Annotated in this window: 23 protein-coding genes; 19 read left to right on the forward strand and 4 right to left on the reverse strand. The window is 53.4% G+C overall.

What is annotated here, in order from left to right:
- Positions 1-11: 11 nt before the first annotated feature.
- From MKX64_RS14885 to MKX64_RS14915, 7 genes are all read left to right on the forward strand, one after another.
- Positions 12-620 (forward strand): hypothetical protein, encoded by a 609-nt coding sequence (locus MKX64_RS14885; protein WP_341036434.1) that lies wholly within the window; start codon positions 12-14, stop codon positions 618-620.
- Complete coding sequence (locus tag MKX64_RS14890; RefSeq protein ID WP_095264735.1) at positions 613-750, forward strand: XkdX family protein; 138 nt, start codon at positions 613-615, stop codon at positions 748-750. Before MKX64_RS14885 ends, MKX64_RS14890 begins: the two co-directional genes overlap by 8 nt.
- A gap of 146 nt (positions 751-896) precedes the next feature.
- On the forward strand, positions 897-1,349 hold the full coding sequence (locus tag MKX64_RS14895) for a phage holin family protein (protein ID WP_095264736.1): 453 nt from the start codon (positions 897-899) through the stop codon (positions 1,347-1,349).
- A complete protein-coding gene (locus MKX64_RS14900; protein ID WP_095264737.1) occupies positions 1,336-2,112 on the forward strand; it encodes a glycoside hydrolase family 73 protein in 777 nt (258 codons plus the stop codon). The genes MKX64_RS14895 and MKX64_RS14900 overlap by 14 nt, the downstream gene beginning before the upstream one ends.
- A gap of 202 nt (positions 2,113-2,314) precedes the next feature.
- On the forward strand, positions 2,315-3,730 hold the full coding sequence (locus tag MKX64_RS14905) for a deoxyguanosinetriphosphate triphosphohydrolase family protein (RefSeq protein WP_341036438.1): 1,416 nt from the start codon (positions 2,315-2,317) through the stop codon (positions 3,728-3,730).
- Between the two features lie 102 nt (positions 3,731-3,832).
- Positions 3,833-4,900 carry an MsnO8 family LLM class oxidoreductase gene (locus MKX64_RS14910; RefSeq protein WP_341036439.1) on the forward strand — a complete coding sequence of 356 codons (1,068 nt, stop codon included), beginning with the start codon at positions 3,833-3,835 and terminating at the stop codon, positions 4,898-4,900.
- Positions 4,901-4,918: 18 nt separating this feature from the next.
- Positions 4,919-5,899: a TRM11 family SAM-dependent methyltransferase gene (locus MKX64_RS14915; protein ID WP_341036441.1), complete on the forward strand. Its 981-nt coding sequence runs from the start codon at positions 4,919-4,921 to the stop codon at positions 5,897-5,899.
- A 405-nt stretch (positions 5,900-6,304) separates the two neighbouring features.
- Here the strand turns inward: MKX64_RS14915 and MKX64_RS14920 are convergent, their stop codons facing one another.
- Positions 6,305-6,625: an MGMT family protein gene (locus MKX64_RS14920; protein WP_095264741.1), complete on the reverse strand. Its 321-nt coding sequence runs from the start codon at positions 6,623-6,625 to the stop codon at positions 6,305-6,307.
- Positions 6,626-6,659: 34 nt separating this feature from the next.
- Positions 6,660-7,613, reverse strand: coding sequence for a D-2-hydroxyacid dehydrogenase (locus MKX64_RS14925; protein WP_095264742.1), 954 nt, complete (start codon positions 7,611-7,613; stop codon positions 6,660-6,662).
- 253 nt (positions 7,614-7,866) lie between these two features.
- Here MKX64_RS14925 and thpR point away from each other — a divergent pair, with 253 nt between their 5' ends.
- The 3 genes from thpR to MKX64_RS14940 all read left to right on the forward strand — a co-directional run bounded on the left by thpR (position 7,867) and on the right by MKX64_RS14940 (position 10,174).
- Positions 7,867-8,448 (forward strand): RNA 2',3'-cyclic phosphodiesterase, encoded by a 582-nt coding sequence (gene thpR / locus MKX64_RS14930; protein WP_095264743.1) that lies wholly within the window; start codon positions 7,867-7,869, stop codon positions 8,446-8,448.
- Between the two features lie 94 nt (positions 8,449-8,542).
- Positions 8,543-9,445 (forward strand): cell wall hydrolase, encoded by a 903-nt coding sequence (locus MKX64_RS14935; RefSeq protein ID WP_095264744.1) that lies wholly within the window; start codon positions 8,543-8,545, stop codon positions 9,443-9,445.
- A 45-nt stretch (positions 9,446-9,490) separates the two neighbouring features.
- The gene (locus MKX64_RS14940; protein ID WP_341036445.1) at positions 9,491-10,174 is read left to right on the forward strand and encodes a metal-dependent hydrolase; all 684 of its coding nucleotides are present in this window, start codon (positions 9,491-9,493) and stop codon (positions 10,172-10,174) included.
- 176 nt (positions 10,175-10,350) lie between these two features.
- Here MKX64_RS14940 and MKX64_RS14945 read toward each other — a convergent pair whose 3' ends face one another.
- Positions 10,351-11,520: an MGDG synthase family glycosyltransferase gene (locus tag MKX64_RS14945; RefSeq protein ID WP_095264746.1), complete on the reverse strand. Its 1,170-nt coding sequence runs from the start codon at positions 11,518-11,520 to the stop codon at positions 10,351-10,353.
- A gap of 376 nt (positions 11,521-11,896) precedes the next feature.
- Between MKX64_RS14945 and MKX64_RS14950 the strand changes: the two genes are divergently transcribed.
- The 5 genes from MKX64_RS14950 to MKX64_RS14970 all read left to right on the forward strand — a co-directional run bounded on the left by MKX64_RS14950 (position 11,897) and on the right by MKX64_RS14970 (position 21,009).
- Positions 11,897-12,490, forward strand: a complete 594-nt coding sequence (locus tag MKX64_RS14950) for a TetR/AcrR family transcriptional regulator (RefSeq protein ID WP_341036448.1) — start codon at positions 11,897-11,899, stop codon at positions 12,488-12,490.
- A 486-nt stretch (positions 12,491-12,976) separates the two neighbouring features.
- Positions 12,977-13,108 (forward strand): hypothetical protein, encoded by a 132-nt coding sequence (locus MKX64_RS14955; protein WP_341036450.1) that lies wholly within the window; start codon positions 12,977-12,979, stop codon positions 13,106-13,108.
- A gap of 72 nt (positions 13,109-13,180) precedes the next feature.
- Positions 13,181-15,448 (forward strand): YhgE/Pip domain-containing protein, encoded by a 2,268-nt coding sequence (locus tag MKX64_RS14960; RefSeq protein WP_341036452.1) that lies wholly within the window; start codon positions 13,181-13,183, stop codon positions 15,446-15,448.
- Positions 15,449-15,858: 410 nt separating this feature from the next.
- A complete protein-coding gene (gltB, locus tag MKX64_RS14965) occupies positions 15,859-20,454 on the forward strand; it encodes a glutamate synthase large subunit (protein ID WP_341036454.1) in 4,596 nt (1,531 codons plus the stop codon).
- A 408-nt stretch (positions 20,455-20,862) separates the two neighbouring features.
- The gene (locus MKX64_RS14970; RefSeq protein WP_341036455.1) at positions 20,863-21,009 is read left to right on the forward strand and encodes a hypothetical protein; all 147 of its coding nucleotides are present in this window, start codon (positions 20,863-20,865) and stop codon (positions 21,007-21,009) included.
- Between the two features lie 115 nt (positions 21,010-21,124).
- Here MKX64_RS14970 and MKX64_RS14975 read toward each other — a convergent pair whose 3' ends face one another.
- Entirely contained in the window at positions 21,125-21,493 is a 369-nt protein-coding gene (locus MKX64_RS14975; RefSeq protein WP_095264761.1) for a helix-turn-helix domain-containing protein, read from the reverse strand.
- 1,041 nt (positions 21,494-22,534) lie between these two features.
- On the opposite strand from MKX64_RS14975, the gene MKX64_RS14980 reads away from it, so the two are divergent.
- The 4 genes from MKX64_RS14980 (at position 22,535) to MKX64_RS14995 (ending at position 25,821) form a co-directional block, all read left to right on the forward strand.
- Entirely contained in the window at positions 22,535-23,485 is a 951-nt protein-coding gene (locus MKX64_RS14980; RefSeq protein ID WP_341036458.1) for an LCP family glycopolymer transferase, read from the forward strand.
- Positions 23,486-23,834: 349 nt separating this feature from the next.
- A complete protein-coding gene (locus MKX64_RS14985) occupies positions 23,835-24,002 on the forward strand; it encodes a hypothetical protein (RefSeq protein ID WP_341036459.1) in 168 nt (55 codons plus the stop codon).
- Positions 24,003-24,143: 141 nt separating this feature from the next.
- Positions 24,144-25,055 carry an ABC transporter ATP-binding protein gene (locus MKX64_RS14990; protein ID WP_095398122.1) on the forward strand — a complete coding sequence of 304 codons (912 nt, stop codon included), beginning with the start codon at positions 24,144-24,146 and terminating at the stop codon, positions 25,053-25,055.
- Entirely contained in the window at positions 25,048-25,821 is a 774-nt protein-coding gene (locus MKX64_RS14995) for an ABC transporter permease (protein WP_095398121.1), read from the forward strand. Before MKX64_RS14990 ends, MKX64_RS14995 begins: the two co-directional genes overlap by 8 nt.
- Positions 25,822-25,863 lie beyond the last annotated feature (42 nt).

Below are 25,863 nucleotides of genomic sequence, written 5' to 3' on the forward strand. Positions count from 1 at the left end.
GGAGGTATCACATGAAAGCTGTACCGAAAGTAAATACAGACGGCCTCTATATGGAGGACGCACTTGTGGACGATGCCTTTAGCGGTGTCGTCCCTTTTTATAACGAACCGTTACAACCGGCTGTCTTGGATGGAAAGGCGTCTCATGCAACGGACAGTGAAGATAAGGACGAAGGCCAGCGGCCTGAAGCGGAGGTCGCCGGTTACATGGTAGGCATTCCGGTTCCCCCAGGATTGTTCCATCCGAGGTTTGATCTTGTTGGCTGGCAGGCATACGAGGAAGCGCTGGCTGCTGCGCAGGCTGAATATCAGCAAGCGCTTAACAGCTGGCATCAGCTTCCGGAAGAGGAGCGGGGCCAGCAGCCGGTCCTGATGTGGCCCTCGCTGCCTGAACTGTGGGAAGAGGGACTGTCTCCCGAGGAGATCGAGGAGTTGACCAAGCCACAACCGGCAGTGCCTGGTGAAGTTGATCGGCTGGGGGCTGAATTGGTGGCCCGGGAACTGGAAGCGTTGGAGCTTCGCCGGCAGAATGAAGCGCTGGGCGCTCAGGTTGTAGGCCTGGAATTACGGATGCTGTCACTGGAGACCAATTCATCGGAAGGAGAGGGGACTTATGTTTGAGAACGATTATGAGCGACTGAAATATTATTACGAGAAAAAATGGGCTCAGAAGCCCCAACTGCGTCAATATGTCGGCTACGGTGTCATCACACCAGAGGAATACGAGTTGATTACGGGAGAGGCGTTTTAATTCCACGGATTAATGACCCGTTAGACAAGAACGGAGTTTCCGTTCATGAGTCAACCATAGTTACAATGCATTACCGTTTTGTTTTTCAGCCCCCGGCATTCCCGGGGGCTTTTTAAATCTTCATACACTTAAAGGAGGAGAGACGCATGTATGAGCACATCGGTCAACTGTTTAAGCTGCTGGTGGCGGGCGCGGGGTCCGTGACTGTGTATGTATGGGGCGGGTGGTCGCTTCCGCTTCATCTGTTGTTGTGGCTCGTGGTGATTGATTGGCTGACCGGATGGGGGGCGGCCTGGATGAACGGCGAGCTGCGGAGCCGGATCGGCTACAAGGGCATTGCCCGGAAAATCACCATTTTCCTTCTCATCGCTTTGATGCATCTGGTTGACCGGGTGCTGGGAGAGATGAATTATTTTCAGAACACGGTGATATTCTTTTATCTGGCGAATGAATTGTTGTCTATTATTGAGAATGTCGGGCGCATGGGGATACCGATTCCACAATCGCTGCGTAATGTAGTACAACTTTTCCAGATCAAATCGGAAGAAGGGGAACAGGGCCCCGCACCTAAAGGAGGGAAGAAGGATGAATCCGCGTGATTTTATTGACAAGCTGGCTCCGATTGCTACCGAGGATATGCGGCGCTACGGGGTTCCGGCCTCGTTGACGCTCGCGCAGGCGATTCTGGAATCGAACTGGGGGAAGAGCGGGCTGACGCAGCAGGCGAACAATCTGTTTGGCATCAAGGGCACCGGACCGGCGGGCAGCGTAACGATGCAGACGACCGAGTACCGGGGACAGACTCCCTATCGAACGAACGCCCAATTCCGCAAATACAACAACTGGCAGGAATCGGTGGCTGATCATACGAAGCTGATCCTTAACGGCACGAAAGACAAGCCGAACCGTTACCACGGTGTCCTGTGGGCGGATTACAAAACAGCGGCAACCGAAATCTGGAAAGGCGGGTACGCCACAGACCCCAACTATCCGAACAAGCTGATTGCTGTTATCGAGCAGCATTCACTGTATCAATATGATGTCCCGAATCCGAAGGAGGTGGAGCGCGTGAACATGGAGCAGCTGACTGCCGAGCTGAAGGATGCGAGAAAGCAGATTCAGCAGTTGAACACCAGTCTCGCGACGGTTTTGAAAACAACAACCGAACAGGAGCATACGATCCGTGAGCTGAATAAACGGCTCAAGAAGCTGGAAAGTCTTCACCCTGAGAACATTCCGGTTTGGGCGGAAGCGGCGGTGAAGGCGGCGCAGGAGGCGGAGATCCTTAACGATCCTGCGGGCAGTTATGATTTTTATCGGACGGTGACATTGATGCACCGGATGGGCCTTATTCCAAAATAAAGCTAAAAAGCCGAGGGAGCTCATGCTTTTCTCCGGTTATAAGATGTCTATCTCTGCACCAGTGACGGCTCTCTTCCATACCAAGCTTCCTTATGTGCTCGCCGTAGTGGACAAGCTTCTTGTCCCTGCTGGCATTTTCCTTTGAAACACCAGATGGCATATAATAATGAGAATAAAGACATAAGCACAGGGGTGGAGAGCTATGACGCTGAAGGAGCTTAGAGAGCATCGCCAATACCCGGAACAGACGAAGTCGGATGCTTCCCGGGCGGCATATGAGCGGGACTATTCCCGCCTCATTCATTCGCCGACCTTTCGCAGGCTGCAGGGGAAATCGCAGGTATTCGGCGCAGGCACCGGAGACTATTACCGGACGCGGCTGACACACTCCCTTGAAGTTGCCCAGATTGCCAGAGAGGCGGCGCGGAGCTTGAGCCGCAGCTATCCGGAAGTGATGCCGGAGGCGGCGGAGAACGCCGGTCTGATTATTGATCCCGAGGTGGTGGAATGTGCGGCGATCGCGCATGATTTTGGCCATCCTCCGTTCGGTCACAAGGGCGAGGAAGTGCTGCAGGGCATTCTGGAGAAGCTGATAGACAGCAAAGCGGAGCAGATCATATCCAGTCTGCCCTATACGCCAACACCGCTAGAGGCAGCGGGGATTCGGGAGGAAATGAGGCAGAAGTATGAGCATTTCGAAGGGAACGCACATAATTTTCGCCTGATCATGTATCTGGAGAAGCGGGAAAATGTGAACGGCCTGAACCTGTCCGATGCGGTGCTGCTCGGCATTAATAAATATCCCTTCCCCGGGCTCGTTAACCCGAAGGGGATGTACCGCCATGAGTGGGAATATATATCGCATATCCGCGAGGCATGGGGAATTCCGGAGGGGCATAAAACGCTGGAAGCTCAGCTGATGGACCTGTGTGATGACATTGCTTATTCGGCGCATGATCTGGAGGATGGCATCAAGGCTGGAAAGATCGAGGTACATGAGCATTTTCTTAGAGACAGTTACCTGAACAAGCTGATCGTCCAGAAGATCATGACCCTGGAGGACGAGGTGTGGAAGGGATGGACCGAGGACCGCATCTATCCGAAGGTGGAGGCCGTGCTTGGAGAGTTCCTGCGCGTATGGAATGAGAAGATGCCGACCTGCGAGTTTGATTATTCCCGGACACGGCGCGAGGTGAAGGCGTATTGGGTCAGCTTGTTTGTAGGCAGTCTTGGCGTTATCGATGGTGATGGATGGAAGAAGGTAACGTTCGTTAAGGACGGAGCCGAGGACGAGGATATGCTGCGTACGGTCAGCGTTCTGAAAAGCTTCGCCTGGGTGACGATGATCCGTGACCTGCGGGTGCAGCGGCTTCAGAAACGAAGTGAATGGATCATTAAACGTCTGTGGGACGCATTTCTGGATCCGGTGGCTTCGAAAGCGATTATTCCTTCGGACTGGCTGCAGCGTTATGAGGCAGATCAGAAGCGCCCGCGGCCGATCTGGACATGGGAGCATATGGTGATCGATTACATCGCCGGGATGACCGATGCGTTCGCGGAGAAAATCTATAACGAATTATATGGCCTGAAGGTGGGCTCGATCTATGATCTGGATTGAATAGGCCGCGTGTGAGTGCGCACGGGAACAGCGGCGGACAATCGGGGCACAAGAAATCCGAATTCTGTCGCTCCGTAAAGTAGAAAGGGGCTCTGGTTCTAAATGACGGCATCATCGTATACGTTAAGCATGCTGGATCTGGTGCCTCGCCTCGGCGAAAGCACCTATGAAGAGGCGCTGCGGCAGGCGGGAAGATTGGCGAGACACGGGGAAGCTTGGGGCTATAAACGCTATTGGGCTGCCGAGCATCATGACCTGGAGCACTTGTCCTGCGCCTCCCCGGAAGTTCTGCTGGCCCATATCGGGGCGCAGACCACGCGCATCCGGCTGGGGTCGGGAGCCGTGCTGCTTCCGCATTACAGCCCGCTCAAGGTAGCCGAGAATTTCCGGATGCTTGCCGCGCTGTATCCCGGCCGCATCGACCTCGGGATCGGGCGGGCCCCGGGCGGCTCTGCCCATACGAGCATGGCGCTGAGCGGTAACTATCTCGGCCATGTGGCCGATCTGCCGAACCGGATCCGGGCGCTGACGGAGCTGCTGGAGGATCGTTATCGTTACGAGGACGTTCCTATAGCTGCACGTCCAGTCCCGGCGAAGCCCCCGGTGATGTGGATGCTCGGCACCAACACGAAGAGTTCAGGCTTTGCAGCTGAATTCGGGGCCGGCTTTGTTTTCGGACACTTTATGAGTGAGGTGGACGGGGCGGATGTATTGAAGTCTTACCGGGAGCATTTCCGCCCCTCGGCTGCCATGCGCGAGCCGCACAGCATGGTCGCAGTCAGCATCATCTGTGGAGACACCGAGCGGCGTGCGCAAGAGCTGGCAATGCAAGCTCAGGCAACCCGTGGCACGACTGGGCGTGAATCCAACAACCAGCATGAACCCAATGAGCAGCGCAAACGTAACGAACAATGTGAACGTAACGAACAATGTGACTCCAAAGAACGTCATGGTATGCCGAGTTCGCAGTCAGCGCTATCGGTTCCTCAAGGACAGGGCATGTTGAAACATGTCATTACAGGCACGCCATTCGCTGTCAGAGAACAGCTGCTGGAGATGAAGGAGCGGTATGGAAATGATGAATTTTTGGTTACGGTTCCGGTTGCCGACTACGAAGAGAGGCTGAACTGCTACCGGCTATTAGCGGGGGAGTCTGCACCTATATTATAGAAGAAAGATGTTGAAGCTATGTCGAATTCAAGCCGAACGGCTAGGCACTTGTATCCGTCTACATCGGACAAGCCGCAATATGTATATACATTCGCCTGTCATGAAACTGAACGGGAGCTATGCCATTTGGAGCTGGCCCAATTATTAGGGACTCCCTTGAAGTCGGGTGAGGATTGGCTGCAGACGAGCCGCCGGGTAGACCCCGACCGAAGCCCCTTTGTGTCAGCACGGCTGGAGGTTGGGCTGAGCGGTGATTCGGTGGAGGCGATTGCTGCACAGGCCGGGCAAATACAGCTATCAGGAGCTACCTTCAAGGTGGTGTGCCTGAAAGCTGGTGATCCTTTTACGTATGAGGAAAGAAGAGATGTTGAGCGCCAGGTAGGTCGGCATATCAAGGGGACGGCGCAGATGAAATCGCCGGAGGTGACGCTGGGCTTGATCCGAACGGAAGGAATCTGGAGCCTAGGAGAGCTCCATGAACCGGAACGGGCGTGGCTCACGCATAAGCAGAAGCTATACAACTATTCGACCGGTCTCAGCTCCCGGGTTGCCCGCGCGCTTGTGAACATGGCGGTACCGGAGCCGGACAATACTGTGCTTCTCGACCCATGCTGCGGAATGGGCAATGTGCTGATCGAGGCTCTGTCGATGGGGATTCAGGTACAAGGATCGGACATCAACCCGCTGGCGATCCGAGGAGCGAGAGTGAACCTTCGCCATTACGGATATGATGATCAGCTGGTATCGATTCAGGATATGAATGAGCTGTCCGGCAGCTACGAAGCGTCCATTCTTGACTTGCCCTACAATGTATGCTCAGTTCTGCCGGAGGAGGACAGGCTTCAAATGCTGCGCAGCCTGCGGCGTCTGGCACGCCGGGCGGTGATTGTCAGCACCGAGCCACTGGAGGAGCAGCTGAGACTTGCCGGATGGAACGTATTGGGTCGGGCGATTACGACCAAAGGCTCCTTCGTTCGGGAAGTGTGGCTGTGTGAATAACCATAATAACGGAACTGAACAGACCCGGACCGAAGCAGAACGGATGCGACAACCGAATTACGATTGCAGGCTTTGGACGGGAGATTTCGTTTGTCATCGTCAGGGATGGACGGGGATGGAAGTTCGCGAGAATCCGGGAAATCGCGGCTGAATTTGCGTGAATGCGAATTCGGAGGCCGACAAAAATGATTCTAAAGATGCTCAAGTTAAGCTTTGTGATAGACTTTCTACGACGGGGAAGAAGGGGGGGCCCTAGGAAATCGGACATGGACTTGGCGAATCCGAACATTCATGGTATGCTGTTGCATGCGAATCATGTCAGATATGAAAGACAGCCCTGCAGGATGTGATCCTGCGGGCTGCCTTGTTGCGGTTACAGACGATAATGCGATCATCAGGACGTTATTATGGGTCATCGAAGCCGGGTTCATGGCGGTACTTGCCAAGATCGATGCGGCCGTCGGCAGTAAGCTCGATTCCTTCCTCACGCAAGAACAACTCCTGCATCAGTTTGGACTCAGGCTCCTGGAGAGCAATCTCTCCTTTCGCGTTGACTACGCGATGCCACGGCAGCTGGTGGGCCCGGCTCATGGAATGAAGAATTCGAACGACCTGCCGGGCCGCGCGCGGGCTTCCGGCCTGCCTGGCAATCTGTCCGTAAGTCATGACAGATCCTTCCGGAATGGCTTTAATAATTTCGATGACCCGCCGGGTAAAGGGCTGCAAGTGTAGTCCCTCCAATGCGTGACATGATTTAGAACTAATACGATTTATCGTAATCAATTACATTCCGGTGGAGTGGGCGGCCCTGGGTATAGGCCTTGAGATTGTCCAGGAAAATATCTATGACCCGCTCGGCATATTGATCTGTATCCCCGGCTTTATGGGGCGTAATGATCACATTGTCCATACTCCACAGCGGATGGTCCTGAGGGAGAGGCTCCTTCTCGAATACGTCAAGCCCGGCTCCGGCCAGCTTGCCGGCTTGGAGCGCCTCGACCATGGCGTCTGTAACAACCGATTGTCCTCTGCCCACATTAACGAAAAAGGCGGAATCCTTCATGGCTGCAAATTTGTCGCGGTCAAAGATATGGGTTGTTAATGGGGTCAGAGGAAGAATATTGACGATATAATCACCCTCGGACAGGGCTTTCGTCAATTCATCAACCTTATACATCACATCGATGTGCGGGCTCGGCTCGCCGGAATTCCGGACGCCAATCGTGCGCATCCCGAAGGCCTTGGCCACCTGGGCAGTCTGCCTTCCGATTTGCCCAACGCCGACAATGACGATGGTTTTGCCGGCAAGCTCGGTAAAGGTGCCTGCCGTGTCCCAATGGCGGTTCGTCTGCTGTCTGACGGCGTGATGCAAATTGCGGACAAAGCCGAGAATCATGGCAAAAATATGCTCCGTAATCGGAATGCTATGTACGCCGCTGGCATTGGTCAGCCAGATTCCTTTTTGCCGAAAAGCGTCAAGCGGCAGCTTATCAACGCCGGCCGACCATACCTGAACCCATTTCGTATGGCTGTCAGGAGCGACAGCCTCGCCCTCTACCTTGCTGGACCAGCCAAGCAAGATCTCGGCTTCCCGGACCATGCCGGGAGCAAGCTCGCCGATCTTGGATGTGATCAGTTCGAAGCCGGGGGCGGCGGCCTGGATCATGTTCTTGTGTTCGGTTGTCAACTCATGCAGTGCTAAAATTTTGGGCATGAAACTACCTCCTGGGCGTGAATTCAGGCTGATGGCAGCCTTGGAACGATCTTTCTTTGGAAATAGTTTATCAAATTTCAGTCTTGTGCGCATACGCGCCCTCAATTTTTGGTCGCCATAGTAAATTGTTGTACAATGGTTCAGACTAACGAAGACATGTTCATCTGAGAGCCAACATGATGTCCTTAACGCGGCAGATCGGAATGAACGATGAAATTTAGATGATATTTTCATGTGGAAGGAAGCGTGGCTTATGAGCGGCTTTGGCGAATCGATGGAGCGATTATTTATTGCGGTGCATCTTCCTGAAGAGGCATCGGCGAACATAAGGGAATGGGCAGAGAAATTATCCGGACAAGCGTCCTTTCGAAAATGGGTGCATCCTGCCGATTATCATGTGACGGTGCAGTTTCTGGGAGATACGCCAGCTGGTCGTATTCCGGAGATTGTTCAGGCGCTGCAAACCGCTGCGTCCGCTCATGCCCCGTTTATGCTGGGTGTCTCGAATGCCGGCGTGTTCGGAACGAATGCTTCGCCGAGAATTTTGTGGGCAGGCTTGAACGGAGATATCAAGGCATTGTCTGCGCTTCATCGGTCGGTTGTATCCTCGATGGAGGCCTTCGGGTATGTACCGGAATCAAGGCCATATCGTCCGCATATTACGGTAGCCCGCAAATTCGAAGGGAAATTCCCGTTTATGATGGATTTGCTTGGGTCTGGACCCAATCCCATCCAGTGGAAGGTTGATGAACTAACATTATTTCGAACGCGTTTGGGACATAGCCCAATGTACGAAAAGCTAGATGTGGCGCGGCTTCACGGACATTCCAAATAAAGGGATTTAAATGTTCATAAAATTACCATGTTTTCACCGCCTAAAAATGTGGTTACATAGTGTAGGAATGTGCCGACATCATAGGAGGAAAAATATGGTTATCAGAATGTTAAGGCAAAATCGCTGGATCGCTCTTTTGATCGGAGTGCTGCTGGTGAGTTTGTCTCTTATAAGTATGTTTGGAATGCAAACAACAACTGCAACGACAGGGGAAGAACAGCGGGAGATGCCAAGCTTTAAAGCAGCCGCTCCAGACCCGGTCCATGCGCTGAACAAAACAGAAGAAGCTGCGAGGAGTACGAATGACGGGGAATCTATCGAACTTTTAACTTCAATTGTTTTCCAGCCTTGGAATGTACCAGAAGGTGAGATCGTATCTCTTCTCAACCTGAAGGAAGACGATTCAGCTGAAGCGGAAAACCTGCCTTCTCACAATAAGACCAAAGCTGCTGCCTTGGAGAGCAAAGAGACAGATGCCAAGCAAGCAGTAGGGGGAGAAACAGAGAATAAGCAGGGGAACCAAGCTGTCAAAGCGCAAGCTGAAAGCCATAACCCCCCCACAACCTTGTTCTTCACAAGAACCCAAACGTTAACCCAGGCCGAGAAAGATCAGGCGACCTGGACCTACGAGGTGTCAGCTGAAGAACGGCTTCTGCTAGAGAAGATTGTCATGGCAGAGGCGGAAGGCGAACCGTACGAAGGCAAAGTGGCAGTTGCCAATGTTGTCTTAAACCGGCTGCGGTCAGCCAATTTTCCCAATACTATTACTGATGTGATCTATCAAAAGCACCAATTCAGTCCGGTTGCCAACGGGCGTCTTAAGCGTGTTACGCCGAATGAAGAGACGATCCGGTCAGTGGAGGCGGCCCTGCGCGGTCACAAGGAAGTCGCTGACGATACGTACTTTTTCCTGTCGCTGAAATTGGCCCAGGATTTGACGGTGCATCATTCAAGAACATTTGTTAAACAAATTGGAAACCACTCTTTTTACAAGTAGTCCCTTTCTCGGGTAAACTACAAGGTAGGAGGTGTGTGTTTAACCATGAAAATAACGTATTACGGCCATTCAAGTTTGCTGTTGGAAGAAGGTGGAGTCCGGGTTATCATTGATCCGTTTATATCCGGCAATCCAGCTTCGGGAATCGCTCCCCAGGATATTCAGGTGGATGCGGTTGTGCTGACCCATGGACATTCCGACCATTTTGGGGACAGTATCGAAATTGCAAAACAGAACGACTGCCCGATTATTGCGATATTTGAGCTTGCTTCCTACTGCGGCAGTCAAGGTGTGAAGGCACAGGGATTGAACATCGGCGGAAGCGCTCAGTTTGATGGTTTCAAGGTCAAGTATACGCAGGCTTTCCATACATCTTCGATTGAGGTGGACGGCCAGTTCCGGTATGCGGGAGAGGCCGCAGGCGTCATTGTGACGATGGGGGACAAGTCATTCTACCATGCCGGTGATACCGCCTTGTTCAGCGATCTGAAACTGATCGGGGAACTGAACAAGATCGATGCGGTGGCGCTGCCGATTGGCGACCTGTTTACGATGGGGCCGGAGGAAGCGCTGCTCGCTGCGAAGTGGATCGGTGCCAAGCATGTGATCCCTGTTCACTACAACACCTTCCCGGCCATCGCCCAGGATGCCGAAGCTTTCTGTGCCGAGATGGAGAAGGCGGGTCTTCAAGGACATGCGCTGAAGCCGGGTGACAGCTTGACGCTGTAGCATGCTAACATCAAGAGATCACTCGCGGTAGGCATCTTTTCCACACGACAAGAACTGAGGTTCATTGAATAATAGAATCGAATGAAATGAGAAGAAGCTTCCCGTGCATGATTGGCATGGGAAGCTTCTTTATGGTGATTATACAGGCATGCATAAGCTGAGGCCTTGGGGCTAGGCTAGGAGTTATCCGCCGTGAACGTGTAAGGCATGTCCCCATATGGCTCGGCTGCTCTGTCCTCCAGCAAAGCAAGCACATGGGAAGCGCAGCGGCTCGGTGTCACAATCGGGAGGGTGACAGCCCGGTTTCGATATTCCGCGGCATGCTTGTCGCGATGAGCGAGCATGTCCAGCCATTTATGAATGACGGCAGGAGAATCCAGCACTTCTCCCAAGCCTTGGCTTACAAAATATTGACAGTTCTCTTCCTCCTGACCCGGGATCGGTTCATAGAACAGCATCGGGATTCCTTTGGCTGCGCCCTCGGTGCATGTCATCCCGCCGGGCTTCGTGATTAGCAGATCGGATACGTCCATCAGCTTATGGATATCATCGCGATACCCGAAGACGTGAATATGCGGGTGACGAAAAAGCGGGTCCTCACGCATGTCCGCAATCTGCTTCTCATTATCGCCCATGCAGAAGATGAGCTGGATATCGTCCGCCCGCCGGGCCAGAATCCGGGTCAGCTCTTGGTTGAAGATCAGCCCCCAGCCGCCCCCCATAATGAGGATGGTGGGCATATCCTTGATGTGAAGCTCGGCATGAAGCTGCTCGCGGCATCTTCGTTCCCAGAACTTCGGATGGACAGGAATTCCTGTCACATGTATGTATTCTGGCTCCACCCCGCGCTGCATCAATAGATTCTTCACATGCGGCGTAGATACGAGATATTGATCGACCTCCGGATTGACCCATGTGCCATGCGCGTCGTAGTCCGTGATGAGCGTGTATAACGGTGTGGGCAGTCCCTGGCGCTTCAGCCGGGAGACAACGGCATTCGGGATCGGATGGGTGCATATGATGACATCCGGCTTCAGCTGCTCGATCACCCGCTCGGCCTGCGCATAAAAGATGCGATGAAGCATGAGCCTGGTGAGGCGGTTTAATGATTTTGCATATCCGGAACGGTAAAGCTTTCCGACCAGCTGGGGATGCTCGCTCACGGTTTTGCGATATGCCGACTGGATCATCGGCGCTACCGTCGGATTCAGGAAATGGCCGAGCTCCATTACGCGGCAGTGCACGTCGGGGCACATTTGCTGCATGCCTTTGGCCAGCGCGTAGGCCGCCTGGGTATGTCCGGTTCCGAATCCTTCCGAGAATAGAAGCACTCTTGTATATTTCATAGTTCACCTACTTTTTTCTACTCCTATCCAGTTTCTAGTTCTGACATAACCAGTCTATTAGATGTAAATTCTTGAAAAATAGGAGTGTATAATAGTATACGTGTGAACACGGCGGGCAGTTCAACTTTTTTTCATGCTTGTCGCCAAGCGCGGTACGCCGCGGCATCTTCTTCGTTGAACGAACAGCCCTGCTCTTTGTTATTTAGACAAATCCCGTCATATTGACCCTGGAACGGGCTGAATTTTTTTCAGTACCTGCTTGCAAAAGAGAAAGCCATCTGTTACATTTATTGTTGACTGAATGACCGAAAATGGATTTTGGTCATTTATGCGGCAATGAAGAGGTAACAATAATAACCGTACAGGAGGGGTTAGCGTGCCAGCTGTGGATCGGCGGAAGCAGGTGCTGGAAGCTGCCTCCAAATCGTTTGCTTTATTCGGGTATAAAGCGACGACGATGGAACAGGTGGCGAAGATTGCGAATGTAGGGAAAGGAACGATCTATACCTTTTTTACGAACAAGGAAGAGCTGTTTGACGAGATTCTGCAATCGTCCATTGTGGAGATGAGGCGCATTAGCGAGCGGGAGATTCGGGAGGACCGGGATTTCTTCGACAATCTGTACCGGGTGCTGGATGCGCTGCTGGAGTACCGGAGCGAGCATGAGCTGTTTATTAAGCTGTCCCAGGAACTTCGGGATATCGGAACCCCGATGGCGCATGAAGGATTGGCGAAGGTGGAGAACAGCATTATCGGTTACCTGCAGGGCATTGTGGAGCATGCCATCTCGATCGGGGAAATCAAGCCGATGGATGCACAGGTCGTGTCCTTTGTCATGCTGAAGCTGTACGTAGCGCTCACGACGGACTTTAATCAGCTGCGCGAGCCGCTGGATAAGGAGCAGATCAAGGAGTATATGATGCTGTTTCTGGCGGAAGGATTGAAGGCAGGGTCACCGGGGGCGCGTTAACATAATACAGCTCGCTTGGTTCGGTTGTTGTTATTGGTTATATAGAAGGAACTGATACTGGGCAGAATGAGCTGAAGCATTCGATGAAACAGACGACGGAGATGAGGGACCGCCTGGAGGTGGGTTCCTCGTACTCGCTCTTTCTCTGCCCGATCAGCAGCGGTTTAGTGGAGAGGCAGGTGGCTGACCAGCGAAAGGCATGCTAATGCCCCATGCCGGTCAGGTTTCGTAAAGCTGGCTCATATCGTCGTATCATGAATTTCGGCCTGGGACAAGGCGCGCTAGAGCATAGCAGTCTGGCTGAATGGAAATGTTTTTTTGAGGTGGTGGAGTTCGTATTATTTTTATGCTCTAAAATGACCAAATGAGGAAAATGGTCAACTGGTATCTGTAAAAAAGAGAATATTAAAATTTGGATCAATCGGATGACCCGTGTTTGACGTTATAAACTTGTCTGAAGCGAAGGGAGAAGAGGGAGGGCTTAAGATGCTGGAGAAGCAAGGGCTCGCTTTTGTCTTCGGATTCGCTGATGGGGTTATGAAGAAAACGGAGGGGAAAGTGACCAGGATGTTCCTTCCTTTTCCGCAGCGGCATGATTCGCGAATCGTCAAGCGCTGATGTCTGATATGAACCTGAAAATTAGAAATTAGAGATGATATATAGAAAGAGAAACAGAAGGAGAGAGACAGGATGAAATCATTATCTGTATTTGCTAAAGATGTCGGCGCTGCTGTCCGGAACCGGAAGTTTCTGGTGACGATCATCGCAGTGTTATTTATCCCGGTGCTGTACAGCGGGATGTTTCTCGGCGCATTTTGGGACCCGTATGGCAAGATGGATGAGCTGCCTGTTGCTGTTGTCAACAACGATACCGGCGCTGAGTTTGAAGGGAAGTCGCTGCAGGCGGGTGCCGATCTTGTCGCGGAATTGAAGAAAGCGAAGGCGTTTAATTGGCAGTTCGTCAGTGAAAGCGAGGCCGAGCAGGGGATGAAGGACAACAAGTATTATATGACCATCGTCATCCCTGATAATTTCTCGCAGCAGGCGACCACGCTGATGGATGATCATCCGCAGCCGGCCAAAATCGTGTTTAAACCGAATGAGGGCTACAATTTCCTGGCCGGACAGATCGGCGGCACAGCGGTAAAGGAAATTCAATCCAAGGTATCTGCGAAAGTCACCGAGGCGTACACCGAAACGTTATTCGATCAGGTGGAGAAGGTTTCGGGCGGCCTGAGCGAAGCCGGAGACGGCGCGAGCAGGCTGTCTGAAGGGGCGGTTGAGCTTGATGAAGGAGCGCTCAAGCTGAAGCAGAATCTGGCGAAGCTGGCCGATGGAACGCTTGAGCTTCAGCAAGGCATCGCGCCATTGACGGCAGGCGTGCAGGAGCTTGACGCCGGAGCCGGAACGCTGAAGTCGGGCGCCAGCGCGCTCGCTTCGGGCCTGGCGCAGCTTCAAGGCGGGCACGGCGAGCTGCTGGCCGGTGCCGAGCAGACCGGCCAAGGCGCAGCGAAGCTCCAGGCCGGGCTGGAATCGGCGGCCGAGGGCAGCGCCGAGCTGAAGGCCGGCCTGGATGCCAACCGGGCCGGCGCCGCGGAGCTTGCCCAGGGCGCGCACAGCGCGCACGAGGGCAGCCGTCAGCTTGAACAGGGATTGAACCAATCCCTGGAGGCGACGGCAGCGCTCGAGCAAGGGGCGAAGCGCGTAGCGGAGGGGCTCAAGCAGCTGGCGGACAGCCAGCCTGAGCTTGCCGCCAGCCCGGACGTTCAGCAGCTGCTGGCGGCAAGCCAGTCGCTTGCCGCTGGCACGAGCGAGCTGAACGCAGGCCAGAAGCAGCTGGCCCAGGGCGCAGCCGGGCTTGCGGAAGGCACGGCCCGGCTGGACGCCGGGGCCGGGCAGCTGAGCGCCGGAGCGGAGCAGCTGGCGCAAGGAGGCGAGCAGCTGGCCGCAGGCAGCCAGGAGCTGCTCGCTGGGGCGAAGCAGCTGAATGCAGGCCAGAAGCAGCTGCTGGACGGCATGAAGCTGTTCGGCGCGAAGCTGGGCGAAGCCGCTGCCGGGGGCAAGGAGCTGGCCGGCGGGGCAGTGAAGCTGTCGGAAGGCACGGGCCAGCTGGCCGCCGGGGCTGGCGAGCTGGGCTCTGGTGTCGCTGCGCTCGCTGACGGGTCCAGACAGCTGGATTCCGGTGCGGGTGAACTGGTAAGCGGCATGGACACGCTCAAGGCGGGCAGCGGTGAGCTGGCCGAGAAGCTGAGTGAGGCAGCGGACAAAACGAGCGGCCTTCATACGACCGATGAGACCGTGAGCATGTTTGCCGGTCCTGTGCAGGTCGATGAGATGAAAGTGAATGAGGTGCCGAATTACGGTACCGGCTTCTCGCCTTATTTTCTGTCCCTTGGCCTGTTCGTCGGCGCGCTGATCTCCACGATCATCCTGCCGATCCGCGATACGACGGTGCAAGGCGCGACAGGCTGGAACCGCTTTGTCAGCCGGGCGTTATCCTTTGCCGGCATGGGGCTCGTGCAATCGCTGCTGGCGGTCATTGTGGTGCTGTACGGATTGAAGCTGGAGGTGCAAAGCGTGCCGCTGTTCTACCTGTTCTCGTTCATCACAAGCCTGTCGTTCATGTTCCTGGTGCAGATGTTTGTCACCTGGCTTGACCAGCCCGGGCGCTTCGTGGTCATCATCATTCTCATTCTGCAGCTGACGACAAGCGCAGGCACGTTCCCGGTAGAGCTGATTCCGGGCTGGATGAAGGCGCTGAATCCGCTGCTGCCGATGACCTACAGTGTTATGGGCTTCAAGGATGTTGTGTCGACCGGAAACTTCAGCGGCATGTGGAGCAGCGCCGGAGTGCTGATCGGTTTTGGCGCCGTGTCTCTGATCATCACATCACTATATTTCCTGATTCATCACAGTAAGCATAAATCGGCCGGGAGCAGCACGACTGCGACTGCCTGAGGTCTCATGATTAGAAAGAAGAGCGATCATGCGCGGGATTCCCGGGCGTGGCCGCTCTTTTTTCGTAGGGATGGCTGCATATCTGCCGGCGTGGCGGTTCGGTATGTGTTATTTGCATGTTTTTTTGCACTTTTCTACATAAATATGATCCGGAAAGTGTGACTCTACTCACAAAAACAATTCTTATCATATTCATAAAAACTTTGAATTGCCTGCTACCATCTGTGATGATAAAATATATAGAACTAATTCATCTACGTGTTAGGTAAATGTTAACCTTTGTCGCTTTTGCACAATACTGCATTACCTCTTAGAAGCGTTTCTGCGCGAAGTGGGTTGCGGTGAAGTGCAAACCTATCTTCCGTTATACCAATGTATTTTTATAATCTTATAAAGAAAGGTTGCATCTTATGAAACATACTGATTTCCCACAGAAGCAGGGCCTCTATGATCCTCAGTTTGAAAAAGATGCGTGCGGCATGGGCTTTGTTGCCCACATCAAAGGCAAGCCTTCCCACGAAATCGTCAGCAGTGCGCTGACGATGCTGGCGAACATGGAGCATCGCGGCGGCCAGGGAAGCGAGCCGAACTCCGGCGACGGAGCGGGCATCATGATACAAATTCCGCATGCTTTCTTTGCAGAAGAGGCGAGAAAACTGGGCTTTGAACTGCCGGCTGCCGGTCAATACGGAGCGGGCATGCTGTTCCTCTCCCATGATCCTCAGGTGCGTGCAGCGCATGAAGATTTGCTTGCATCCATTATTGCCGAGGAAGGGCAGACACTGCTAGGATTCCGTGACGTTCCGACCAACGATGAAATGCTGGGCAAGACCGCGAAAGCGGCAAAGCCGTACGTGCGTCAAGTCTTTATCGGACGGAGTGAAGACATCAAGGATGTTCTTGCGTTCGAGCGCAAGCTGTATGTGATCCGCAGACGCGCTGAGCTTGCGATCCGCTACAGCGGCAAGCCGGAAGGCGACAGCTTCTATGTATCCAGTCTGTCGTGCCGGAAAATCGTGTACAAGGGGATGCTCACCACCGAACAGGTGGGACAGTTTTACCTTGATCTTCAGGAAGAGCGTTTCGAATCTGCGATTGCGCTCATCCACTCCCGTTTCAGTACGAACACATTCCCGAGCTGGGAGCGTGCCCACCCGTACCGGTTCATGATCCACAATGGCGAGATCAATACGCTGCGCGGGAACGTGAACTGGATGCATGCGCGTCAGTCGCTGTTTGAGCATGAGCTGTTCGGCAGCGACCTCGAGAATATCAAGCCGATCATTACTCCGGACGCTTCCGATACCGGGATGTTTGACAACACCTTTGAATTTTTGTATCTCAGCGGACGCTCGCTGCCGCATGTAGCGATGATGATGGTCCCTGAGCCTTGGAATAACCATGAGAGCATGGACGAAACGAAAAAAGCGTTCTACGAGTACCACAGCACGCTGATGGAGCCGTGGGACGGACCTGCAGCGATGGCGTTTACGGACGGGATCCAAATCGCCGCGACGCTAGACCGCAATGGTCTTCGTCCATCGCGTTACTATGTAACGAAGGACGATCTGATCATTCTCTCGTCCGAAGCCGGTGTGCTGGATGTTGCACCGGAGAATGTGCTGTACAAGGATCGCCTGCGTCCGGGACGCATGCTGCTCGTTGACACGAAGGAAGGCCGCATCATCTCCGATGAAGAGGTGAAAGCTGCGATCGCGTCCGAGCATCCTTACAAAACATGGCTGAACGAGCATCTGGTGGAGCTTGACGAATTGCCTGAGGCGCCGGAGCTTCCGGATCCGAAGCATGAGAATGTTCGTCAGCTGCAGCAATCGTTCGGGTATACGTTTGAAGAGCTGCGTAAAGTGATGGAGCCGATGGCGCTGACAGGTGCCGAGGCTGTGGCTTCGATGGGCTACGATGCCCCGCTTGCGGTGCTGTCCGAACGTCCGCAGCGCTTGTTCAACTACTTCAAGCAGATGTTTGCCCAGGTAACGAATCCGCCGATCGATGCGATCCGGGAGGAGCTTGTCACCTCCACCGCTACGACGATTGGGCCGGAGCGGAACCTGCTGAAGCCGGAGCCGGAAAGCTGCCGCCATATCCGTCTGGATACGCCGGTGCTGTCCAACGAGGAATTTGCGAAGTTGCGCCATATTCATCGTCCGGGCTTCAAGTCGATGACCATTCCGATCTTCTTCCCGGCAGCGGAAGGGGCAGAGGGGCTGCGCAAGGCGATTACCGGCTTGTGTGAGGCGGCCGATCGCGTCATCGCCAAAGGCCATAACATCCTGATTCTGTCTGACCGCGGCGTGGATAAAGAGAATGCGGCGATTCCGTCGCTGCTGGCCGTGTCGGCGCTGCATCATCATCTGATCCGCCAGGGAACGCGGACGAAGGTCGCGATTCTTCTGGAGTCCGGCGAACCGCGGGAAGTTCATCATTATGCGCTGCTGCTCGGTTATGGCGTGAGCGCGGTGAACCCGTATCTTGCGTTCGAGACGCTGGATGACATGATCCAGGAAGGCATGCTGCGTGGCATCTCGCACGAGAAGGCTGTGAAGAACTATATCAAGGCAGCCAGCAAAGGCGTGGTGAAGGTGTTGTCCAAGATGGGCATATCCACCATCCAGTCTTATCGCGGTGCCCAGATCTTCGAGGCTGTCGGCCTGAAGGAAGACTTTATCGAGCAATACTTCACACGCACACCGTCCCGTATTGGCGGAATCGGCCTGGAAGAGATCGCGCAGGAGACGCTTGCGCATCATGAACGCGCCTTTACTGACAAGGACGGGAAAGACAAAGCGCTGGACTCTGCCGGCGAATACCAGTGGAGAGCAGACGGGGAAGAGCATCTGTTTAACCCGAGAACGATCCATCTGCTCCAGCAGGCGGTTCGCACAGGCGATTATGAAACGTATAAGAAATATGCCGAGCTCGTACAAGGCGAGAACGAGCAGCACCTGACACTGCGTTCCCTGCTCAAGATCAAGCCTGCAGGAGAGCCGGTGCCGCTTGAGGAAGTGGAGCCGGTGGAATCGATTATGCGCCGCTTCAAGACAGGAGCGATGTCTTTCGGTTCCATCAGCAAGGAGGCTCACGAGAGCCTGGCGATCGGGATGAACCGCATCGGCGGCAAGAGCAACACCGGTGAGGGCGGGGAAGACCCGGCACGCTTCGTGCCGGATGCTAATGGTGATTCCCGCCGCAGCGCGATCAAGCAGGTTGCATCCGGCCGTTTCGGGGTAACTTCGAACTATTTGGTGAATGCGGATGAAATCCAGATCAAGATGGCGCAAGGGGCCAAGCCGGGTGAAGGCGGACAGCTGCCGGGACGCAAAGTGTATCCTTGGGTCGCTGAGGTTCGCGGCTCTACGCCAGGCGTGGGTCTGATCTCGCCGCCTCCACACCATGATATTTATTCCATCGAGGATTTGGCAGAGCTCATTTATGACCTGAAGAACGCCAACCCTCGTGCAGATATTAACGTGAAGCTGGTGTCTGAGGTCGGTGTCGGCACGATCGCCGCAGGGGTGGCGAAAGGCCGTGCAGACATCATTCTGATCAGCGGTTACGATGGCGGAACCGGAGCATCGCCGCAGGGCTCGATTCGGCATGCCGGCATGCCTTGGGAACTGGGGCTGGCCGAGACACACCAGACGCTCATGATGAACAACTTGCGGGACCGTGTCGTTCTGGAAACCGATGGAAAAATGCTGAACGGCCGCGACCTCGTCGTCGCTGCTCTGCTCGGAGCCGAGGAGTATGGCTTCTCGACCGCGCCGCTGGTGGCTATCGGCTGCATTATGATGCGGGTCTGCCAAATGGACACCTGCCCAGTCGGGGTAGCAACCCAGAATCCGGAGCTGCGGAAGAACTTTACCGGCGACCCGGAACATGTCGTTAACTTTATGCGTTTTGTTGCTGAGGATATGCGCGAGCAGATGGCGCAGCTGGGCTTCCGCACGGTAGACGAAATGATCGGGCGCACAGACTGCCTGGACGCGGTGAAAGCCGATTCCCACTGGAAGAAAAAAGGCGTGGATATCTCTGCGCTCCTGTACACGCCGGAGCTTCCGGAAGGCAGCACACGTTATCGTACGAAAAAACAAAATCATGGGCTTGAGCAGACGCTGGATATGCGTCAGCTGCTGAAGGCAGCCGAGCCTGCTCTTGAATCGGGCACACCGGTAGAGGGAACCTTCCCGATTACGAATGTGGATCGCGCCGTTGGCACGATTCTCGGCAGCGAAGTCACCCGCAAGTATGGTGCGCCAGGTCTGCCTGAAGATACCATTCGGTTCACCTTTGTCGGTTCGGCAGGGCAGAGCTTCGGCGCGTTCGTACCGAAAGGCATGACGCTGACCGTTGAAGGGGACGCCAATGACTACATCGGCAAAGGATTGTCCGGCGGCAAATTGATCGTGAAGCCTTCGCCGAAGGCAACATTCAAGGCTGAGGAGAACATCATCGCAGGCAATACCGCCTTCTATGGAGCAACCGGCGGGGAAGCTTACGTTCGCGGCATCGCGGGCGAGCGCTTTGCGGTCCGGAACTCCGGAGCGAATATTGTGGTCGAGGGTGTCGGCGATCACGGCTGTGAATACATGACAGGCGGCCGCGTCGTTGTTCTGGGCGAGACGGGACGGAACTTTGCCGCAGGGATGTCCGGTGGCATCGCTTATGTCTATGATCCGGAAGGCAGCTTTGTCAGCCGCTGCAATCTGGAGATGGTGTTGCTTGAGCGCGTGGAGGATCAGAAGGAAGCGGATCAACTGTTCCGGATGATTCAGCAGCATTCCATCTATACGGACAGCGTGCCGGCGCAGCAGGTTCTTGCTGACTGGGATCAGGCGCTCCATCGCTTCGTTCGGGTCATTCCGAAGGACTACAAGCGGATGATTCAGCAGATCGAGAAAGTTCATGCTCAAGGACTATCCGGAGACGCCGCGCTGCTGGCTGCATTCGAAGCCAACATGAAGGAATTGGCCCGGGCCGGAAGCTAAGCGGTAACCTGAAATATCAAGCAATAAAGGCGATTCCCTCCTTTGCGGCGGTTTAATCCGCAGCGGAGTTGCTTTCATAAATGTGAAAAACACACTGCATTTCGACTAAGAATGCAGTGTGTTTTTTTCTTATCGTCCCGATGTTAACGTACGAAAATATGAATTTTACGGGAAATTGATTTTTTGCAACAAACCTATTCGACAAAAATAGAACCCCAATCATGGAACAGCATTTCCATCAGACGACAACATAAAACAAGCACCTTCGTTATAATATTGATAAGTAAGTTTGCAGGCTAAAGGGCGGCGGTTCATTTCAGGAATACAGATTCAAGGACTGGAATCAACAACGATACATAGCGGCAGGGATGGATAGGAAATCAGTGGATAAGCGGGGGAAGAATGAAGATGAGTATGGATAAGGAGAGAAGCTCTGTCGGTGGCGAGCAGCAGCCGGATGAGCAAAAGGTGAGTCTGGACATCCTGGAGCTCATGATTCAATTGGGAATCCATCCCGACAAATGGCGGCAATACGACGAGACATATAAAAAATAAGCTGCATACCGGCTCGTCAACACAAAGATCCCCGGAATGTCCAGGAGACATGCTCTGACTCCTGGCTTCCGGGGATTTGTTGTGGTTCATCTTATGCTGAAAAGGCATCAGCATCTTATTTCATGGAACGTTCCATCCGAACGAAAGCAATAAAGCGTCTGGCTTCTTCCTCCGTCAGCTTGCGCCCGTCTACCGTCAGATTGAAACGCTGCAGAATATCCTCATCGGAGAGCTCAAGATCATCAACAAAATCTCTGGCTGCCGAATCCAGCACCGCTTTCTCCTCGGTTGTCCGCCCGATCAAATAATCAATCGACACGTTAAACCGGTCAGCAAGACGGGTCAAGGTATCAAAATCCGGCTTGCGCCGGTTTTTTTCGTAATGAGACAGCGCCGCCCGAGTAATGCCTACCGAATTGGCAAGCTCCTCCTGGGTCCAGCCGCGTCGTTCACGTAACTCTGAGATTCGTTCTCCGTAGTTCATTATGGATCCCCCCTTCGAATCTAGGATGCTGTTATTATTTATGGTCAATGTAAAAATGACTTCCATGGATTGCCTCAAATCGGTTCTCTTCATGCGTTCCGTTATTGTCCTGCTATAGGGCCATCGGATGTGGACCTATCCGAAAATACAATAAGCGAGCCATGCTTGTAAAGAAATATAAAAACGCATATAAGGACTTGACTGGATACAATATGTATCGTAAAATTGGAAAATAAAACGATACAATACGTATCTTGGATATGCCGAATAGTGACATATAGTATCATTTTATCCTTGGAATTCATGTCTCATACCAGAATTTCATTGGATTAAAGGAGCGAACCGGATAATCCTATGTCAAATGAAATGAGCCACCTCATTCGAGTTGGAGTTCGGATACTCAAAATCGGCAGCTTGAACATTCAAGGAGAACTACATGCTGTAACCCCGCTCGAGCTTCATCCCGAGAGGCTGGTTTTCCTGTGCCGATGGCCGATTCCGATTACTCCTAACGTGAAGCTGGGGTATGAAATTAATGATGGAACCGATCAAATTAGCGTAGCAGGACGCATTGTAACAGAGGAGCCTTTCATGAGCTCCTATCTTTATCATGCCGAAATATACGCAGACCAAGACCAGAAGTCAAGGATAACGGGCATGCTCAACCGGATGATTACGGACTGCAGGCAGGGACGATTGCCGTACCCACACAGCAATAAATATATCATCCAGTGAAAATATGAAGTTGCTAAAGCCATTTTACTATATTTAAGAAGTGCGGTCATTAGTTCTTTTACCTTAAATACACAGGTCCTTTCGTGGCTCATCGGCATCGGCCGCCTGCTCCCGGACGTGAATCCGGCGGCGAGGCAGGGGACGGTTCTTGCACCGAATGCGCCAAACGACACCCCGATTCGAACCCGCAATGCCTTCACTCTCATTTCCAACGACCTAGACCGATGCCGTGCATAGGGCACCATCGATCATCTCATGTATAACCAGACGTGAATAAGCGTGATTAACTATGGAGGGCAGCCATCCATGACGAAAAGAACCAAGTGGCTCATCGGAACGCTCATCGCACTGCTCGTACTACCTTCCAGCTACATGACCTACGTCTATTTATCCATCAAATCCACGGTGAACGAGATCTATGAAGAACGACCGCGTCCACAGATGCTTCCGGAGGGCGTCCAGGTGCAAGACGTGAAGGGGAGCAATGCACCGAGCGCTGCACCGAAAATTACCCGCAAGGCGACGCCGTTTACCGTGCTGATCCTCGGGGTGGATGAGAGGCCATCGGACAGCGGGCGGTCGGATGCGATGATATTCATGGCGGTTGATCCGGACAAGGGCTCCGTATTGATCTTTAATATTCCTCGCGATACACGGACAGATATCGTCGGCCGGGGCACAGTAGACAAAATCAATCATGCCTATGCCTTCGGCGGGGTGGATATGTCCATTCAGACGGTGGAGCATTTCTTAAAGGTGCCGGTCGATTATTATATCAAGGTGGATATGGAAGGCTTCGCGGATATCATTGATACGCTGGGCGGCGTGACTGTACATAACGACATGGAGTTTGATTATGCCGGCTTTCATTTTGGCAAGGGTGAAGTGACGCTGACCGGGGAGATGGCGCTGGCTTTTTCGCGGATGCGTTTTGAGGACCCGAGAGGCGATCTCGGCCGAAATTCAAGGCAGCAGGAAATTATTAAGGCGATCATGCACAAGGCGATGAATGTATCAACGGCCTGGAAGCTGGAACAGATCCTCGATGATATTAAAGGCAGTGTGAAGACGAATATATCCTTTGACGAGATGAAGATTCTCGTGTCGGATTATCGCCAGAAGCTCCGGCAGATTGAACAGATTGAAATCCAGGGGCATGGCCAAAGAATCAATGGGATCTGGTATTACATCGTCAACCAGCAGGAGCAGGAGCAAATCCAGTCCCGATTGTACAGTCATATGAACAGCGGTGAGTAAAGGAAACCTAACCAGTAAACCAAACTAATACGATCAAAGATAATCTGTGCTATTACAGAGAAGCAGACAATATATCATGGAATGAACACTTGCGCATCCATAGTCGCTTAGACAGCGAGCATGGATGCTTTTTTGCGTGTCGCTCAGGTGCCGCATGCGGGATGGTCGCTGCGGTTTTGACTGCGGCTGCCGCTGGCGTCGCCCGGCAAACAGTTCGAAATAACGACAACCTGCGCAGAATCCATGTCGATTTATGTTGACAATCCCGGATAAATTTAATACATTTCAGGTTAGGATACAATTTGTATCCTGAATAATACTATGATTCCCCTAGAGAGGAACTATCCACATGAGTGATATAAAAATGTACTGCCTGATCTGCAGGCGGATCGTGAAGGTGGCCGAGGGCGGGGAAGTGTTCAAGACGGGATTCTATCGATATCATACGCCAATGGGCATCTGTGTTGCTTGTCAACAAAAGAACAGGCTGCCCGGCGGCGACAGCGAGGAGCATTAGGGTAAGGGCAACGTCCAGCTTCAAGAACCACTGTGATATAATAAGGAAATGATGGATCATTATGGTGACCGTAGTTGGGTTAATCTGTAGTAGGTAATGGATGCGTTACGCCTGAAGAACACATACAAGGAGAACTTGAATATGCAGGAACCGCTCGTAAGACTGATGGGAGTCACCAAGAAAATATCATCAAGGGTGATCGTGGACAACCTGACCTTTGATATTCCTCAGGGTCAGGTATTCGGTTTTCTCGGGCCGAACGGGGCCGGGAAGACAACCACGATCCGGATGATGGTCGGTTTGATGTCCATCACCGAAGGGGATATTACGATCGGGGGCCGGAGCATTCGTCATCATTATGAACAGGCTGCCGCCCAGATCGGTGCCATCGTTGAAAATCCCGAGATGTATAAATTTATGTCGGGTTATAAAAATCTGATTCACTATGCCCGCATGATGCCCGGCATTACCGAGGAGCGGATAACGGAGGTTGTCAACCTTGTCGGCCTGGGCAATCGAATCCATGATAAGGTGCAGACCTATTCGCTCGGCATGCGTCAGCGGCTTGGCGTGGCTCAGGCGCTTCTTCATCGTCCGAGGCTGCTCATTCTGGATGAGCCGACGAACGGGCTTGATCCGCAAGGAATTCGCGAGCTGAGGGACTACCTGCGCAAGCTGGCGCAGGAGGAGGGGACAACGGTGTTTGTCTCCAGCCATTTGTTGTCGGAGATGGAGCTGATGTGTGATACGGTGGGCATTATCAGTCAGGGGAAACTGGTCGATGTCCGCGCCCTGAGGAACGCTCACGGCGAGCCGGAAGCGGAGGATACGGCCTTTATCGTCAGCGATCCAGCAAGAGCGGCAGAGGTGCTGCAATCCGCTGATCCGACCGTTCAGGGCAGCAGCGTCGTTGTGCGCGGCACCCCGGACATGGTGGCGGAGATGAATGCACGGCTAGTGAGTGCAGGGGTGAACGTATACGGGATTATGCCTGTTACGCGTTCGCTGGAGGATCAATTCCTGGAAGTGACAGGAGGGGAAGCGATTGAATAATTTCATCCGTCTTGTCGCGAACGAGAATATGAAAATTTACAGCCGTCCGCGCACATGGGTCATGCTGGGCCTGCTGGCGCTGTTCAGCTTGGCGATGCCGGTCCTGCTCTATCTGACCGGAGCCGATATGGACCTGTGGACGGTGTTTACGTGGACCGAAAGCTTCACCTATTTGCTGAACATCATATTTGCAGTTGTCATTGCTTCCGATCTGGTCGCTGGAGAGTTTAGCTGGGGAACGATCAAGCTGCTGCTGATCCGGCCTTGGAGCCGGGGCAAAATCCTGTTCTCCAAATATATTGCCATGCTGCTGTTCGGACTGCTGGGCACTGTCATATTGTCTGTTGTCGGGATTGTTTCATCAGCTCTGTTATTCAGTGGGAACCAGGCGATGGGCGCCGGCTTCGAACAGTCGCGGATGCTGGATTCCATGCTGCTGGTGCTGACCGATCTCATTCAGCTTGTGGTCATTGCCACGATCACCTTCATGCTGTCCACCGTGTTTCGCTCCAGCAGTCTGGCGATCGGCTTGTCGCTGCTTATTCTGTTTACGAAGGATCTGTTCGGCATGCTGTTCAATCCGGAGAAGCATGTCTGGGCGAAATATGTTCTTCTGCTCCATACCGATCTGAGTGTGTATATCCATTCACCGGTAGGCCCAGGAGGGACAAGCCTGGCGTTCTCCATTGCGATCCTGGCAGGGTATTCCATCCTGTTCCTGCTCATATCCTGGTGGGTATTCACCAAGAGGGATGTTACAACATGATACAAAAGGAGCTCCCATACATCTCATCCAGATGCGAGGGGG

This window comes from Paenibacillus sp. FSL M8-0334 (assembly GCF_038000405.1).
GTDB lineage: Bacteria > Bacillota > Bacilli > Paenibacillales > Paenibacillaceae > Paenibacillus_AQ > Paenibacillus_AQ campinasensis.